At 58.0% G+C, this 14,346-nt stretch carries 29 protein-coding genes; all 29 read left to right on the top strand.

What is annotated here, in order from left to right; genetic code table 11:
• A partial coding sequence (locus PIN31009_RS24910) for an EF-Tu C-terminal domain-related protein (protein WP_455657243.1) occupies positions 1-77 on the top strand: 77 nt, incomplete at its 5' end.
• Positions 78-196: 119 nt separating this feature from the next.
• On the top strand, positions 197-508 hold the full coding sequence (gene rpsJ, locus PIN31009_RS24915; protein WP_010804138.1) for a 30S ribosomal protein S10: 312 nt from the start codon (positions 197-199) through the stop codon (positions 506-508).
• Between the two features lie 206 nt (positions 509-714).
• The gene (gene rplC, locus PIN31009_RS24920) at positions 715-1,371 is read left to right on the top strand and encodes a 50S ribosomal protein L3 (RefSeq protein ID WP_058376383.1); all 657 of its coding nucleotides are present in this window, start codon (positions 715-717) and stop codon (positions 1,369-1,371) included.
• Between the two features lie 2 nt (positions 1,372-1,373).
• On the top strand, positions 1,374-1,994 hold the full coding sequence (gene rplD, locus PIN31009_RS24925) for a 50S ribosomal protein L4 (RefSeq protein ID WP_058376382.1): 621 nt from the start codon (positions 1,374-1,376) through the stop codon (positions 1,992-1,994).
• On the top strand, positions 1,991-2,305 hold the full coding sequence (gene rplW, locus PIN31009_RS24930) for a 50S ribosomal protein L23 (RefSeq protein ID WP_058376381.1): 315 nt from the start codon (positions 1,991-1,993) through the stop codon (positions 2,303-2,305). The genes rplD and rplW overlap by 4 nt, the downstream gene beginning before the upstream one ends.
• A gap of 2 nt (positions 2,306-2,307) precedes the next feature.
• A complete protein-coding gene (gene rplB / locus PIN31009_RS24935) occupies positions 2,308-3,135 on the top strand; it encodes a 50S ribosomal protein L2 (protein WP_058376380.1) in 828 nt (275 codons plus the stop codon).
• Between the two features lie 11 nt (positions 3,136-3,146).
• Complete coding sequence (rpsS, locus tag PIN31009_RS24940; protein ID WP_010804133.1) at positions 3,147-3,422, top strand: 30S ribosomal protein S19; 276 nt, start codon at positions 3,147-3,149, stop codon at positions 3,420-3,422.
• Between the two features lie 11 nt (positions 3,423-3,433).
• The gene (gene rplV, locus PIN31009_RS24945) at positions 3,434-3,763 is read left to right on the top strand and encodes a 50S ribosomal protein L22 (RefSeq protein ID WP_058376379.1); all 330 of its coding nucleotides are present in this window, start codon (positions 3,434-3,436) and stop codon (positions 3,761-3,763) included.
• A gap of 9 nt (positions 3,764-3,772) precedes the next feature.
• Positions 3,773-4,576, top strand: coding sequence for a 30S ribosomal protein S3 (rpsC, locus tag PIN31009_RS24950; RefSeq protein ID WP_058376378.1), 804 nt, complete (start codon positions 3,773-3,775; stop codon positions 4,574-4,576).
• Positions 4,577-4,578: 2 nt separating this feature from the next.
• Positions 4,579-4,995 (top strand): 50S ribosomal protein L16, encoded by a 417-nt coding sequence (rplP, locus tag PIN31009_RS24955; RefSeq protein ID WP_010804130.1) that lies wholly within the window; start codon positions 4,579-4,581, stop codon positions 4,993-4,995.
• 14 nt (positions 4,996-5,009) lie between these two features.
• Entirely contained in the window at positions 5,010-5,204 is a 195-nt protein-coding gene (rpmC, locus tag PIN31009_RS24960) for a 50S ribosomal protein L29 (protein WP_058376377.1), read from the top strand.
• Positions 5,201-5,473 carry a 30S ribosomal protein S17 gene (rpsQ, locus tag PIN31009_RS24965; protein ID WP_039374937.1) on the top strand — a complete coding sequence of 91 codons (273 nt, stop codon included), beginning with the start codon at positions 5,201-5,203 and terminating at the stop codon, positions 5,471-5,473. Before rpmC ends, rpsQ begins: the two co-directional genes overlap by 4 nt.
• A 264-nt stretch (positions 5,474-5,737) precedes the next feature.
• Positions 5,738-6,106: a 50S ribosomal protein L14 gene (rplN, locus tag PIN31009_RS24970; protein ID WP_010804127.1), complete on the top strand. Its 369-nt coding sequence runs from the start codon at positions 5,738-5,740 to the stop codon at positions 6,104-6,106.
• Between the two features lie 11 nt (positions 6,107-6,117).
• The gene (gene rplX, locus PIN31009_RS24975; RefSeq protein WP_058376376.1) at positions 6,118-6,429 is read left to right on the top strand and encodes a 50S ribosomal protein L24; all 312 of its coding nucleotides are present in this window, start codon (positions 6,118-6,120) and stop codon (positions 6,427-6,429) included.
• A 19-nt stretch (positions 6,430-6,448) separates the two neighbouring features.
• Positions 6,449-6,988: a 50S ribosomal protein L5 gene (gene rplE, locus PIN31009_RS24980; protein WP_150686686.1), complete on the top strand. Its 540-nt coding sequence runs from the start codon at positions 6,449-6,451 to the stop codon at positions 6,986-6,988.
• A gap of 7 nt (positions 6,989-6,995) precedes the next feature.
• Positions 6,996-7,301 carry a 30S ribosomal protein S14 gene (rpsN, locus tag PIN31009_RS24985; RefSeq protein ID WP_058376374.1) on the top strand — a complete coding sequence of 102 codons (306 nt, stop codon included), beginning with the start codon at positions 6,996-6,998 and terminating at the stop codon, positions 7,299-7,301.
• Between the two features lie 13 nt (positions 7,302-7,314).
• Entirely contained in the window at positions 7,315-7,710 is a 396-nt protein-coding gene (gene rpsH / locus PIN31009_RS24990) for a 30S ribosomal protein S8 (RefSeq protein ID WP_150686685.1), read from the top strand.
• A gap of 15 nt (positions 7,711-7,725) precedes the next feature.
• On the top strand, positions 7,726-8,259 hold the full coding sequence (gene rplF / locus PIN31009_RS24995; RefSeq protein WP_058376373.1) for a 50S ribosomal protein L6: 534 nt from the start codon (positions 7,726-7,728) through the stop codon (positions 8,257-8,259).
• Positions 8,260-8,270: 11 nt separating this feature from the next.
• Positions 8,271-8,636, top strand: coding sequence for a 50S ribosomal protein L18 (rplR, locus tag PIN31009_RS25000; RefSeq protein WP_039393713.1), 366 nt, complete (start codon positions 8,271-8,273; stop codon positions 8,634-8,636).
• 13 nt (positions 8,637-8,649) lie between these two features.
• Positions 8,650-9,168, top strand: a complete 519-nt coding sequence (gene rpsE, locus PIN31009_RS25005) for a 30S ribosomal protein S5 (protein WP_058376372.1) — start codon at positions 8,650-8,652, stop codon at positions 9,166-9,168.
• Between the two features lie 11 nt (positions 9,169-9,179).
• Positions 9,180-9,365, top strand: a complete 186-nt coding sequence (gene rpmD, locus PIN31009_RS25010) for a 50S ribosomal protein L30 (RefSeq protein ID WP_058379946.1) — start codon at positions 9,180-9,182, stop codon at positions 9,363-9,365.
• Positions 9,366-9,376: 11 nt separating this feature from the next.
• Positions 9,377-9,811 (top strand): 50S ribosomal protein L15, encoded by a 435-nt coding sequence (gene rplO, locus PIN31009_RS25015; protein ID WP_039393709.1) that lies wholly within the window; start codon positions 9,377-9,379, stop codon positions 9,809-9,811.
• A 23-nt stretch (positions 9,812-9,834) separates the two neighbouring features.
• Positions 9,835-11,172: a preprotein translocase subunit SecY gene (gene secY / locus PIN31009_RS25020; protein WP_058376371.1), complete on the top strand. Its 1,338-nt coding sequence runs from the start codon at positions 9,835-9,837 to the stop codon at positions 11,170-11,172.
• Positions 11,173-11,184: 12 nt separating this feature from the next.
• Complete coding sequence (gene infA / locus PIN31009_RS25025; RefSeq protein WP_010804116.1) at positions 11,185-11,403, top strand: translation initiation factor IF-1; 219 nt, start codon at positions 11,185-11,187, stop codon at positions 11,401-11,403.
• A gap of 19 nt (positions 11,404-11,422) precedes the next feature.
• Positions 11,423-11,539, top strand: coding sequence for a 50S ribosomal protein L36 (gene rpmJ, locus PIN31009_RS25030; protein ID WP_084656468.1), 117 nt, complete (start codon positions 11,423-11,425; stop codon positions 11,537-11,539).
• Positions 11,540-11,574: 35 nt separating this feature from the next.
• The gene (gene rpsM / locus PIN31009_RS25035) at positions 11,575-11,940 is read left to right on the top strand and encodes a 30S ribosomal protein S13 (protein ID WP_058376370.1); all 366 of its coding nucleotides are present in this window, start codon (positions 11,575-11,577) and stop codon (positions 11,938-11,940) included.
• 18 nt (positions 11,941-11,958) lie between these two features.
• Positions 11,959-12,363: a 30S ribosomal protein S11 gene (rpsK, locus tag PIN31009_RS25040; protein ID WP_010804113.1), complete on the top strand. Its 405-nt coding sequence runs from the start codon at positions 11,959-11,961 to the stop codon at positions 12,361-12,363.
• A gap of 153 nt (positions 12,364-12,516) precedes the next feature.
• On the top strand, positions 12,517-13,140 hold the full coding sequence (rpsD, locus tag PIN31009_RS25045; protein WP_150682360.1) for a 30S ribosomal protein S4: 624 nt from the start codon (positions 12,517-12,519) through the stop codon (positions 13,138-13,140).
• Between the two features lie 102 nt (positions 13,141-13,242).
• A complete protein-coding gene (locus PIN31009_RS25050) occupies positions 13,243-14,220 on the top strand; it encodes a DNA-directed RNA polymerase subunit alpha (protein WP_058376368.1) in 978 nt (325 codons plus the stop codon).
• The last annotated feature ends 126 nt before the right edge of the window (positions 14,221-14,346 follow it).

The raw sequence follows: 14,346 nt of genomic DNA on the forward strand, positions 1-14,346 counted from the left end.
CCGAAGGTCTGCGTTTCGCAATCCGCGAAGGTGGCCGTACCGTCGGCGCCGGCGTGGTTGCTACGATCGTTGCCTAATAGCGGATTTTGAGGTGGCAAGTGCCGGCGAGTCCGGCGCCTGCCACCGAATGTCTGTTTGCTCTTTGTGATTTACCCGGCACCCGAACGAGGGCTGCCACGCTCTTTGGAGAATTTCCATGCAGAACCAAAAAATCCGTATCCGCCTGAAAGCCTTCGACTATCGTTTGATCGACCAGTCGGCTGCTGAAATCGTCGAAACCGCCAAGCGCACGGGCGCAATCGTCAAGGGCCCGGTGCCCCTGCCGACGCGCATCGAGCGTTTCGACATCCTGCGTTCGCCGCACGTCAACAAGACGTCGCGCGATCAGCTCGAAATCCGCACGCACCAACGCCTGATGGACATCGTCGATCCGACGGACAAGACCGTCGACGCGCTGATGAAGCTGGACCTGCCGGCTGGTGTCGACGTCGAGATCAAGCTGCAGTAAGGCTTACGGGCGACTTTGCTCTCGAAAGCCCCGCCAATGCTGGATCTGGTGGGGCTTTTGTTATGCGATTTAGCAACACTTGTCAAGCGATAAAAGCTCGTCTATAATGGCGGGCTCAAGTGTAGTTTTGAAAAGATGGCCCACATCCGTGGTCCATCCTTTTGTCATTTAGCCCCGGCCAATCGCAGTCGGGAATGGAGAAAATCATGAGCCTTGGCCTTGTCGGTCGCAAGGTTGGCATGACGCGTATTTTCACGGACGACGGCGATTCGATTCCCGTTACCGTGCTCGACGTGTCTAACAACCGTGTGACGCAAATCAAGACGGATGAAACGGACGGCTATACCGCCGTTCAAGTTACTTTCGGTAAGCGTCGCGCCACGCGCGTGACCAAAGCCGCCGCCGGTCACTACGCGAAAGCGGGTGTCGAAGCCGGTGAAATCCTGAAGGAATTCCGCGTCGAAGCTGCTAAAGCTGCTGAATTGCAGCCGGGCGCAGCCGTTGGCGTTGATCTGTTCCAAGTAGGCCAGAAGGTCGACGTGCAAGGCGTGTCGATCGGTAAGGGTTACGCCGGTACGATCAAGCGTTACAACTTCGCTTCCGGCCGTGCCTCGCACGGTAACTCGCGTTCGCACAACGTTCCGGGTTCGATCGGTATGGCGCAGGATCCGGGCCGTGTGTTCCCGGGTAAGCGCATGACGGGTCACATGGGTGACGCGACGACGACGGTGCAGAATCTCGAAATCGCGCGCATTGACGCTGAACGTGGCCTGCTCTTCGTGAAGGGTGCCGTTCCGGGCGCCAACGAAGGCAAGGTTTTCGTGACCACGGCTGTCAAGGCCAAACTCGCGAAGGGAGCGTAACAATGGAACTGAAGCTCCTGAATGAGCAAGGTCAGGAAGGCGCTGCGGTCAACGCGTCGGACGTCGTGTTCGGTCGTGACTACAACGAAGCGCTGATCCACCAAGTGGTTGTGGCTTATCAAGCCAACGCCCGCAGCGGCAATCGTGCGCAAAAAGACCGTGAACAGGTCAAGCACACGACCAAGAAGCCGTGGCGTCAGAAGGGTACGGGCCGCGCTCGTGCCGGTATGTCGTCGAGCCCGTTGTGGCGCGGCGGTGGCCGTATCTTCCCGAATTCGCCGGAAGAAAACTTCACCCACAAAATCAACAAGAAGATGTACCGCGCCGGTGTGTGCTCGATTCTGTCGCAGCTCGCCCGTGAAGGTCGTCTGGTAGTGGTCGACGACATCAAGATTGATGCCCCGAAGACCAAACTGCTCGCTGAAAAGATCAAGGCCATGGGCCTCGATTCGGTGCTGCTGATCACGGATACCGTGGACGAGAACCTGTTCTTGGCCTCGCGCAATCTGGCTCACTTCGCTGTCACCGAGCCGCGTTTCGCCGACCCGCTGTCGCTCATCTACTTCAAGAAGGTGTTGCTGACGAAGGGCGCGATCGCCAAGATTGAGGAGATGCTGTCATGAGCGACGTGCGTAAAAACGACCATCGTCTGATGCAGGTCCTGCTCGCGCCGGTGATCTCCGAAAAGGCGACGCTGGTGGCCGACAAGAACGAGCAAGTGGTGTTCCAAGTTGCACGTGACGCGAACAAGCAAGAAGTGAAGGCTGCTGTTGAGCTTCTCTTCAAAGTGGAAGTCGAGTCGGTGCAAATCCTGAACCGCAAGGGCAAGCAAAAGCGCTTTGGCCGTTTCATGGGTCGTCGCGACCATGAGAAGAAGGCCTACGTCAGCCTGAAGCCGGGTCAGGAAATCAATTTTGAAGCGGAGGCCAAGTAATCATGGCACTCGTCAAAACTAAGCCGACATCGCCGGGCCGTCGTGCCCTGGTTAAGGTCGTCAACAAGGATCTGCATAAGGGCAAGCCGTTCGCCCCGCTGCTGGATACCAAGAGCAAGACCGCCGGCCGTAACAACAACGGTCACATCACCACCCGTCACATGGGTGGCGGTCATAAGCAACATTACCGTATCGTCGATTTCCGTCGTAACAAGGACGGCATTCCGGCGAAGGTTGAGCGTCTGGAATATGACCCGAACCGCAGCGCGAACATCGCACTGCTTTGCTACGCCGACGGCGAGCGTCGTTACATCATTGCTCCGCGCGGTCTGACCGTCGGCCAGCAAGTGGTGAGCGGCTCGGAAGCGCCGATCAAGGCTGGCAATGCACTGCCGATCCGCAACATTCCGGTCGGTACCACGATCCACGGCATCGAAATCCTGCCGGGCAAGGGCGCGCAAATCGCTCGTGCTGCAGGTACCTCGGCAATGCTGCTGGCCCGTGAAGGCGTGTACGCCCAGGTGCGTCTGCGTTCGGGTGAAATCCGTCGCGTGCACATCGAGTGCCGCGCCACCATCGGTGAAGTCGGTAACGAAGAGCACAGCCTGCGCCAATTGGGCAAGGCCGGTGCAAAGCGTTGGCGCGGTATTCGCCCGACCGTTCGCGGTGTGGCGATGAACCCGGTGGATCACCCGCACGGTGGTGGTGAAGGTCGTACGGCTGCTGGTCGTCATCCGGTCAGCCCGTGGGGTCAGCATACCAAGGGTAAGCGTACCCGCTCGACCAAGCGCACCGACAGCATGATTGTTCAGCGTCGCAAGAAGCGTTAAGGAGCTAGCAAATGACTCGTTCTGTTAAAAAAGGTCCGTTTTGCGACGCTCATCTGCTGAAGAAAGTGGAAGCGGCTGCTGCATCGCGGGACAAGAAGCCGATCAAAACCTGGTCGCGTCGTTCGACCGTTCTGCCCGATTTCATCGGTTTGACGATCGCTGTGCATAACGGCCGTCAACACGTGCCGGTGTACGTGACGGAAAACATGGTCGGCCACAAGCTGGGTGAGTTCGCACTTACCCGTACCTTCAAAGGCCATGCGGCCGACAAGAAGGCGAAGAAATAAGGGGCCCGATCATGGAAGTGAAAGCAATTCATCGCGGTGCTCGTATCTCGGCGCAGAAGACGCGTCTGGTCGCTGACCAGATTCGTGGCCTGCCGCTCGAACGTGCACTGAATGTCCTGACCTTCTCGCCGAAGAAGGCCGCTGTCATCATCAAGAAGGTGCTCGAGTCGGCAATCGCCAACGCCGAGCACAATGAAGGTGCTGACATCGACGAGCTGCGCGTTAAGGGCATCTTCGTCGACAAGGCGACCTCGCTCAAGCGTTTCACCGCGCGCGCCAAGGGCCGTGGTAACCGCATCGAGAAGCAATCCTGTCACATCACTGTGACGCTGGGTAACTAAGGGGTCACGATGGGACAGAAAATTCATCCGACTGGCTTCCGCTTGGCCGTCAGTCGTAACTGGTCTTCGCGTTGGTACGCGAACAACCAGAATTTCGCTCAGATGTTGCAGGAAGACATCGGCGTTCGCGATTACCTGAAGAAGAAGCTGAAGAACGCTTCGGTTGGCCGCGTCATCATCGAGCGTCCGGCCCGTAATGCTCGCATTACGATTTTCAGCTCGCGTCCGGGCGTTGTGATCGGCAAGAAGGGCGAGGACATCGAAATCCTCAAGGCCGAACTGCAAAAGCGCATGGGCGTGCCGGTTCACGTGAACATCGAAGAAATCCGCAAGCCGGAAACCGATGCTCAACTGATCGCCGACTCGATCGCTCAGCAGCTTGAGCGCCGTATCATGTTCCGTCGCGCAATGAAGCGCGCGATGCAGAACGCGATGCGTCTGGGTGCCCAAGGCATCAAGATCATGAGCGCCGGCCGTCTGAACGGTATCGAAATCGCCCGTACCGAATGGTATCGCGAAGGCCGTGTGCCCCTGCACACCCTGCGCGCCGACATCGACTACGCGACCTCGGAAGCGAAGACGACCTACGGCATCATCGGTATCAAGGTGTGGGTGTACAAGGGTGACACGCTGGGCCGCAACGACGCTCCGGTGGCTGAAGAGCCGGCCGAAGAAAAGCGTCCGCGCCGCAACGCGCGTCCGGGCGACCGTCGCCCCCGTCGTGACGACGCTGGCGATAAGGCCGGTGCGAAGCGCGGTGGTGCACGCCGTCCGGCTGGCAAGCCTGAAGGCGACGCCAAGACTGGAGAATAATCATGCTGCAACCGAAACGCAGAAAGTATCGTAAAGAGCAGAAGGGCCGTAACACTGGCGTCGCCACCCGTGGCAACGAAGTGTCGTTCGGCGAATTCGGTCTCAAGGCGGTCGGTCGCGGTCGTCTGACGGCTCGTCAGATCGAAGCCGCTCGTCGCGCCATGACCCGTCACATCAAGCGTGGTGGCCGTATCTGGATTCGCATTTTCCCGGATAAGCCGATCTCGCAAAAGCCGGCCGAAGTGCGTATGGGTAACGGTAAGGGTAACCCTGAGTACTACGTCGCCGAGATTCAACCGGGCAAGATGCTGTACGAGATGGACGGTGTTGATGAAGCACTGGCACGCGAGGCGTTCCGCCTGGCTGCCGCTAAGCTGCCGATTCAGACGACGTTCTTCGTCCGTCGCCTTGGCGCTTGATTGGAGAGATTGAAATGAAAGCATCCGAACTTCGTGCCAAGGATCCCGTCGCTCTGAACAATGAGCTGTCGGATCTGCTGAAGGCCCAATTCGGTCTTCGCATGCAAGCGGCCACCCAACAGCTGAGCAACACCAGCCAGCTGAAGAAGGTGCGCAAGGACATCGCGCGCGTGCGTACCGTGTTGACTGAGAAGGCGAGCCAGAAATGAACGATACCGCTAAGACCTCGCTGAAGCGTACCCTCGTGGGTAAGGTTGTCAGCGACAAGATGGACAAGACGGTTACCGTGCTGGTCGAGCGTCAAATGAAGCACCCGCTCTACGGCAAGTACATTGTGCGTTCGAAGAAGTATCACGCGCACGATGAAACCAACCAGATCAAGGAAGGCGATACGGTCGAGATTCAAGAAACTCGTCCGCTGTCGAAGACCAAGGCCTGGACGGTTTCCCGTCTCGTGGAAGCCGCCCGCATCATCTAAGGCGCGCTGAAGCGAAGGCTGACTTGCAAGTCCGGAATTATCGATGTATAATTCCGGACTTTCCGCTTCTTTCGCCAAAACCGGTCTTTGGTTTCGCAAGGGAGTGGATGGCTTCCGAGACTGATTCGTATCCTCTACGAGTCGTGTTGAGGTAGCAAGGTTGTCCACTTTTGAACGACTCAACCCAAACAGCATCCTTTGATGCTGACGGGGACCAAGACTGACCGACGCCCAGGTGTCGGATTAAGTTGGGAAGATAACACCATGATTCAAACTGAAACCCGGCTCGAAGTGGCCGACAACACCGGTGCGCGCGAAGTGATGTGCATCAAGGTGCTGGGCGGCTCCAAGCGTCGTTACGCCGGCATTGGCGACATCATCAAGGTCAGCGTGAAAGACGCTGCGCCGCGTGGTCGCGTCAAGAAGGGCGAAATTTACAATGCAGTGGTCGTGCGTACCGCCAAGGGCGTGCGTCGCCAAGACGGCTCGCTGGTCAAATTCGACGGCAACGCCGCCGTGCTGCTGAACACCAAGCTCGAGCCGATCGGCACCCGTATCTTCGGACCGGTTACGCGTGAACTGCGTACCGAACGCTTCATGAAGATCGTGTCGCTGGCCCCGGAAGTGCTGTAAGGAGCCGACACATGAACAAGATTCGCAAGGGTGACCAGGTCATCGTGCTGACGGGTAAGGACAAGGCCAAGCGTGGCACGGTCCTGGCCATTGATGGCGACAAGTTGGTCGTCGAGGGCGTGAACGTTGCTAAGAAGCACGTCAAGCCGAACCCGATGAAGGGCACGCAAGGTGGCGTGGTCGACAAAACGATGCCGATCCACGTTTCGAACGTGGCGCTGGTGGATGCCAATGGCAAGCCGTCGCGCGTGGGCATCAAGGTCGAAGACGGCAAGAAGGTCCGCTTCCTCAAGACGACCGGTGCTACGGTCGTCGGTGCCTAAGTCGCAGGGAGTATAGAGAATGGCCCGTTTGCAAGAGTTCTACAAAGACAAGGTTGTTGCCGATCTGACGACTCAGTTCGGTTACAAGTCTGTCATGGAAGTGCCGCGTATCACCAAGATCACCCTGAACATGGGCCTTGGCCAAGCGGTTGCTGACAAGAAGATCATTGAACACGCCGTTGGCGACCTGACGAAGATTGCCGGCCAAAAGCCGGTGGTGACGAAGGCTCGCAAGGCTATCGCCGGTTTCAAGATCCGCGAAGGTTACCCGATCGGTACGATGGTGACGTTGCGCGGTGAGCGTATGTTCGAATTCCTGGATCGTTTCATCACCGTGGCTCTGCCGCGCGTGCGTGACTTCCGCGGTATTTCGGGTCGTGCGTTCGACGGTCGTGGCAATTACAACATCGGTGTGAAGGAACAGATCATCTTCCCCGAAATCGAGTACGACAAAATCGACGCGCTGCGTGGGCTGAACATCAGCATCACCACCACCGCGAAGACTGACGAAGAAGCCAAGGCTCTTCTGTCGGCGTTCAAATTCCCGTTCCGTAACTGAGGTAATCGTGGCTAAACTGGCACTTATCGAACGCGAAAAGAAACGCGCCCGTCTGGCGCAGAAATTTTCTGCCAAGCGCGACGCCCTCAAAGCGATCATCGAAGACACCAGCAAGTCGGAAGACGAGCGTTATGAAGCACGTCTGGCGCTGCAACAGCTGCCGCGTAACGCCAACCCGACGCGTCAACGCAATCGTTGCGAACTGACTGGCCGTCCGCGCGGAACCTTCCGCAAATTCGGCCTGGCCCGTAACAAGATCCGTGAAATCGCCTTCCGTGGCGAAATCCCGGGCGTGACCAAAGCTAGCTGGTAATAGGAGAAGCACCATGAGCATGAGCGATCCTATCGCCGATATGCTGACCCGCATCCGCAACGCTCAGATGGTTGAGAAGGCATCCGTGAAGATGCCCTCGTCCAAGCTGAAGGTCTCGATCGCCAAAGTCCTGAAGGACGAAGGCTACATCGATGACTTCGCGGTTGAGGCAGAAGAAACCAAGCCGGTGCTGAACATCGCACTGAAGTACTACGCTGGCCGTCCTGTGATTGAGCGCCTCGAGCGCGTGTCGCGTCCGGGTCTGCGTGTGTACAAGAGCCGCAACGAGATCCCGCAGGTCATGAATGGCCTCGGCGTTGCAATCGTCTCGACCCCGAAGGGCGTGATGACCGATCGCAAAGCACGCGCCACCGGCGTGGGCGGCGAAGTCATCTGCTACGTCGCCTAACCGAGGAGAGTTTAAATGTCTCGCGTAGGTAAGAGTCCTATTGCACTGCCGAAGGGCGTTGACGCAACGCTGACTGGCAATGTGCTGACGATCAAGGGCGCCCTGGGTTCGTTGACCCGCGGCATCAACACCCTCGTGAACGTCAAGATTGAAGACGCAACCATCACCTTCGCCCCGGCCGATGAAAGCCGTGAAGCGAACGCGCTGTATGGTACGGAACGTGCACTGGTCAACAATATGGTGACCGGTGTGAGCAAGGGTTTCGAGAAGAAGCTGCAACTCGTTGGCGTGGGTTATCGCGCCAAGGCTGAAGGTAACAACCTGAAGCTCGAGCTGGGTTTCTCGCACGATGTTGTGCACGCCATGCCGGAAGGTGTTAAGGCGGAAACCCCGACGCAAACGGAGATCATCATCAAAGGCGTTGATAAACAACGCATCGGACAAGTGGCTGCGGAAGTTCGCGGTTACCGTCCGCCCGAGCCCTACAAGGGTAAGGGTGTCCGCTATGCGGACGAAGTGGTGATCCTCAAGGAAACCAAGAAGAAGTAAGGGTGCGAAACATGGACAAGAAACAATCACGTGTGCGCCGCGCTCGCCAGACTCGTATCAAGCTGGCAGCTCAAAAGGTGCATCGCCTTTCCGTGCATCGCACCAACGTGCACATTTACGCGCAAGTTTTCTCGGAAGACGGCACGCAAGTGCTGGCCAGCGCTTCGACGCTGGAAGCCGAAGTGCGCAAGGAACTGGGCGACAAGGAAGGCAAGGGCGGAAACGCTGCTGCTGCTGCGCTGATCGGCCGTCGTATCGCCGAAAAGGCGAAGGCTGCCGGCATCGAAAGCGTCTCTTTCGACCGCTCGGGCTTCCGCTATCACGGTCGCGTCAAGGCTTTGGCCGACGCTGCCCGTGAAGCCGGCCTCAAGTTCTAAGTAAGGATCCGTCATGGCAAAGATGCAAGCGAAAGTTCAGGCTGACGAACGCGACGACGGCCTTCGCGAGAAGATGATTTCGGTCAACCGCGTCACGAAAGTGGTGAAGGGTGGTCGTATTCTCGGTTTTGCCGCGTTGACCGTGGTTGGTGACGGCGATGGCCGCATCGGCATGGGCAAAGGCAAGGCGAAGGAAGTCCCGGTTGCCGTTCAAAAGGCAATGGAACAAGCCCGCCGCAATATGTTCAAGGTCGCCCTGAAGAATGGCACCCTGCAACATAACGTTCTCGGCCAGCATGGCGCCTCGCGCGTCCTGATGTCGCCGGCGAAAGACGGTACCGGCGTTATCGCTGGTGGCCCGATGCGTGCGGTGTTCGAGGTGATGGGCGTGACCAACGTGGTGACGAAGAGCCTTGGCTCGACGAACCCGTACAACCTGGTCCGCGCCACGCTCGACGGCCTGAAGAAACAATCGACTCCTGCTGACATCGCCGCTAAGCGTGGCAAGTCGGTGGAAGAGATCCTCGGCTAAGGGTGATCAATATGTCGCAGCAACAAACTGTGAAAGTCAAGCTGGTCAAGAGCCTGATCGGTACGCGCGAAGAACATCGTGCCACCGTTCGCGGTCTCGGCCTGCGTCGCCTCAATTCGACGTATGAGTTGCAGGACACGCCCGCTGTGCGGGGCATGATCAACAAGGTCTCGTACCTTGTGAAGATCGTCGACTGAGCGAGGGCAAAATGGAATTGAATTCGATTAAGCCGGCAGAAGGCGCTAAACACGCCAAGCGCCGCGTTGGCCGTGGCATCGGTTCGGGTCTGGGTAAAACCGCCGGCCGTGGTCACAAGGGTCAGAAGTCGCGTTCGGGCGGCTTCCACAAGGTGGGCTTCGAAGGCGGTCAAATGCCGCTGCAACGTCGTCTGCCGAAGCGTGGCTTCAAGTCGCTGACGCGCCGTTTCGTGGGCGAAGTTCGCCTGTCGGACCTGAACAACCTGCCGGTCGACGAAATCGATCTGTTGGTTCTGAAGCAGGCCGGTCTGGTGAGCGAGCTGTCGTTGTCGGCCAAGATCATCGCCGCTGGCGAGATCACCCGCAAGGTCGTTGTGAAGGGTCTGGGCGTCACCAAGGGTGCGCTCACGGCAATTCAGGCGGCTGGCGGTTCGGTCGCAGAGTAAGTTAGGACACCCCGGAGCCATCATTGGCCAAGTCTCCTAATCTCGCTAAGCCTGGTACGCAGGGCCCGAAGTATGCGGATCTGCGCCGGCGGCTGGTTTTCCTGCTGCTGGCGTTGATCGTCTACCGTATTGGTGCGCATATCCCGGTGCCGGGCATCGACCCCGATCAGCTGGCGCAGCTGTTCCAGCGCCAGTCGGGCGGGATCCTGGGCATGTTCAACATGTTCTCGGGCGGTGCGTTGTCGCGTTTCACGATCTTCGCGCTCGGGATCATGCCGTACATCTCGGCGTCGATCATCATGCAGTTGCTGGCGATGGTTTCGCCACAGTTGGAAGCCTTGCGTAAGGAAGGCCAAGCCGGCCAACGCAAGATTACGCAGTACACCCGGTATTTCACGGTGGTACTTGCGCTCTTCCAGGCAGCTGCAATCGCGGTGACGTTGGAAAGCGAGCCGGGACTCGTCGTTGATCCAGGCATGATGTTCCGCCTGACGACGGTGATCACGCTCGTGACCGGCACGATGTTCCTGATGTGGCTCGGTGAGCAGATCACTGAACGCGGCCTCGGTAACGGTATCTCGATCATCATCTTTGGTGGTATCGCGGCCGGTTTGCCGAATGCTGTGGGCGGCCTGTTCGAGCTCGTCGGTACTGGTTCGATCGGTCCGTTCTCGGCGATCGTGATCTGTGCGCTCGTTGTGCTCGTGACGTTCTTCGTCGTGTTTGTGGAACGGGGTCAGCGCAAGATTCTGGTGAATTACGCCAAACGTCAGGTGGGCAACAAGGTATACGGTGGTCAAGCATCGCACCTGCCGCTCAAGCTGAATATGGCTGGTGTGATTCCGCCGATCTTTGCGTCGTCGATCATCCTGTTCCCGGCAACGATCGCGAACTGGTTCGGCGCAGGTGACAACACGCGTTGGCTCAAGGACATCGCGGCCAAGTTGTCGCCGGGTCAGCCGATCTACGTGATGCTCTATGCTTTGGCAATCGTGTTTTTCTGCTTCTTCTACACCGCACTGGTGTTTAACAGCAAAGAAACGGCCGAGAACCTGAAGAAGAGCGGCGCGTTTGTGCCGGGTATCCGTCCGGGCGACCAGACGGCACGGTACATCGACAAGATCTTGACGCGTCTGACGCTGGCCGGTGCAGCTTATGTCACCCTGGTGTGTCTGCTGCCCGAGTTCCTGGTGTTGCGCTGGAACGTCCCGTTTTATTTTGGCGGAACGTCACTGCTGATCATCGTCGTGGTCACGATGGATTTCATGGCGCAAGTGCAGTCGTATGTGATGTCGCAACAGTATGAGTCGCTGCTCCGCAAGGCGAATTTCAAGGGCGGCAATAACATGACGCTTCGCTGATCATCTGGGATCATGTCGAAAGACGACGTTATTCAAATGCAGGGTGAGGTCCTTGAAAACCTCCCCAATGCCACCTTCCGGGTGAAACTGGAAAATGGCCATGTAGTACTCGGACATATTTCCGGCAAGATGCGGATGCATTACATCCGCATCCTTCCCGGGGATAAGGTGACGGTTGAGTTGACGCCCTACGATCTGTCGCGTGCGCGGATCGTCTTCCGGGCGAAGTGATTAGAGAGAGGGAATTGTCATGAAAGTTTTGGCATCTGTTAAGTGTCTGTGCCGCAATTGCAAGATTGTGAAGCGCAAAGGCGTAGTGCGCGTGATTTGCAGCACGGATCAACGCCACAAGCAACGTCAGGGCTAATCGGCCTTTAACGCTATTTAGTTGGGGAATTACGAATGGCTCGTATTGCAGGGGTTAACATCCCGAACCACCAGCACACGGAAATCGGCCTGACGGCTATTTACGGTGTCGGTCGCACGCGCGCTCGCCAGATTTGCGAAGCCGCTGGTGTGCCGTTCTCGAAGAAGGTCAAGGACCTCGACGACAACGATCTCGAAAAGCTGCGTGACCAAGTCGGTCAGCTGACGGTTGAAGGCGACCTGCGCCGTGAAGTGACCATGAGCATCAAGCGCCTGATGGACTTGGGCTGCTATCGTGGTCTGCGTCACCGCAAGGGCCTGCCGGTCCGCGGCCAGCGCACCCGTACCAATGCGCGTACCCGCAAGGGCCCGCGTAAGGCCGGCGTCTCGCTGAAGAAGTAACCAGAGGATAGGAAACTCATGGCTAAGCAACAGAACAACGCCGCTTCACAGCGCGTTCGTAAGAAGGTCAAGAAGAGCGTTGCTGAAGGCGTCGTGCACGTCCACGCTTCGTTCAACAACACCATCATCACGATCACCGATCGTCAGGGCAACGCACTGGCATGGGCGACTTCGGGTGGCCAGGGCTTCAAGGGTTCGCGTAAGTCGACCCCGTTTGCTGCCCAGGTTGCTGCTGAATCGGCTGGCCGCGTGGCGCTGGAATACGGCGTGAAGAACCTGGAAGTTCGCATCAAGGGCCCGGGCCCGGGTCGCGAATCCGCGGTTCGCGCACTGAATGCGCTGGGTATCAAAATCACGGCCATCTCGGACGTGACGCCGGTCCCGCACAACGGCTGCCGCCCGCCGAAGCGTCGTCGTATCTAAGACGCTTTAGAAAATCCTGCTATAATCGCGGGTTCGCGCACGGTCTCGGCCGTGCGCGAAGCAATTTCTAAGACCACCGTCCGGTACATTGGTACCGGACTTGCGTAGTGGACAAGGCGCCGCTGCGTCAAATTTTGAGATAAAGGAACAACCGTGGCACGTTATATCGGCCCGAAGGCCAAACTCTCCCGTCGTGAAGGTACTGATCTCTTCCTGAAGAGCGCACGTCGCTCGCTCGCCGACAAGTGCAAGCTGGATAGCAAGCCGGGTCAGCATGGCCGCACCTCGGGTGCTCGTACGTCCGACTACGGCAACCAACTGCGCGAAAAGCAGAAGGTCAAGCGTATTTACGGCGTGCTCGAGCGTCAGTTCCGTCGTTATTTCGCGGAAGCCGATCGTCTGAAGGGCAACACGGGTGAAAACCTGCTGCAAGTCCTCGAGTCGCGTCTGGACAACGTCGTGTACCGCATGGGTTTTGGTTCGACGCGCGCTGAAGCGCGCCAGCTGGTTGGCCACAAGGCCATCGTGCTGAACGGTGTTGTCGCCAACATCCCGTCGATCAAGGTCAAGGCCGGTGATGTGATCACCGTGCGCGAAAAGGCCAAGAAGCAAGTGCGTATTCAAGAATCGCTGACGCTGGCAGAACAAGTCGGTTTCCCGATCTGGGTTTCGGTTGACGCCAAGAAGATGGAAGGCACTTTCAAGGCACTGCCGGAACGTAGCGATATCGCGGGCGACATCAACGAAAGCCTGATCGTCGAATTGTATTCGCGTTAATCCAAACGCTGACGCGCCTCACGGCGCGTTTGCGTTCCGTGCAGGTTTGTCACCCATCAGCCTTATCGGTGTAACGAGCCGAGGGTATTGAAAAGGAAACCTATGCAAAACAGTTTATTGAAGCCCAAGATCATCGAGGTTGAAGAAGTCGGTGAGCATCACGCCAAAGTTGTGATGGAGCCGTTCGAACGTGGTTACGGCCACACCTTGGGCAATGCGCTGCGCCGCGTGCTGTTGTCGTCGATGCTCGGCTACGCGCCGACCGAAGTGACGATCGCCGGCGTCGTGCATGAATACTCCACCATCGACGGCGTTCAGGAGGATGTTGTCAACTTCCTGCTGAACCTGAAGGGTGTTGTGTTCAAGCTGCATAACCGTGACGAAGTCACCGTTACGCTGCGCAAGGATGGTGAAGGTGTGGTGCGTGCTTCGGATATCGAACTGCCGCACGACGTCGAACTGATCAACCCCGATCACGTGATTGCACATTTGGCCAAGGGCGGTAAGCTCGACGTCCAGATCAAGATTGAGAAGGGTCGTGGTTATGTCCCGGGTAACGTGCGCCGTTATGGCGATGATTCGGCCAAGGTTATTGGTCGTATCGTCCTCGACGCGTCGTTCTCGCCGGTCAAGCGTGTGAGCTATGCGGTCGAATCGGCCCGCGTGGAACAGCGTACCGACCTGGACAAGCTCGTGATGAACATCGAAACCAACGGTGTTGTGTCGCCGGAAGAAGCGATCCGTCAATCGGCTCGCATCCTCGTCGACCAGCTGTCGGTGTTCGCTGCGCTGGAAGGCACGGAAGCCGCCAGCGAAGCGCCGTCGCGTGCGCCGCAGATCGATCCGATCCTGTTGCGTCCGGTGGACGATCTCGAGTTGACGGTGCGTTCGGCCAACTGCTTGAAGGCCGAAAACATCTACTACATCGGCGACCTGATCCAACGTACCGAGAACGAATTGCTCAAGACCCCGAATCTGGGTCGCAAGTCGCTCAACGAGATCAAGGAAGTGCTGGCCTCGCGTGGTCTCACGCTGGGTATGAAGCTCGAAAACTGGCCGCCGGCTGGTCTCGAGAAGTAAGTTGTGAAGACATGGCCGCCTTCGGGCGGCCGTGTTGCAACAAAAGTGCGGTGCGTCGGAGTGATCCGATACGGCCGTTTGTAACGACACCGGCCCGCGGTGGTTGTCACCGATAGAAGAGCTTGG

This window comes from Pandoraea iniqua (genome assembly GCF_902459685.1).
Classification (GTDB): Bacteria; Pseudomonadota; Gammaproteobacteria; order Burkholderiales; family Burkholderiaceae; genus Pandoraea; species Pandoraea iniqua.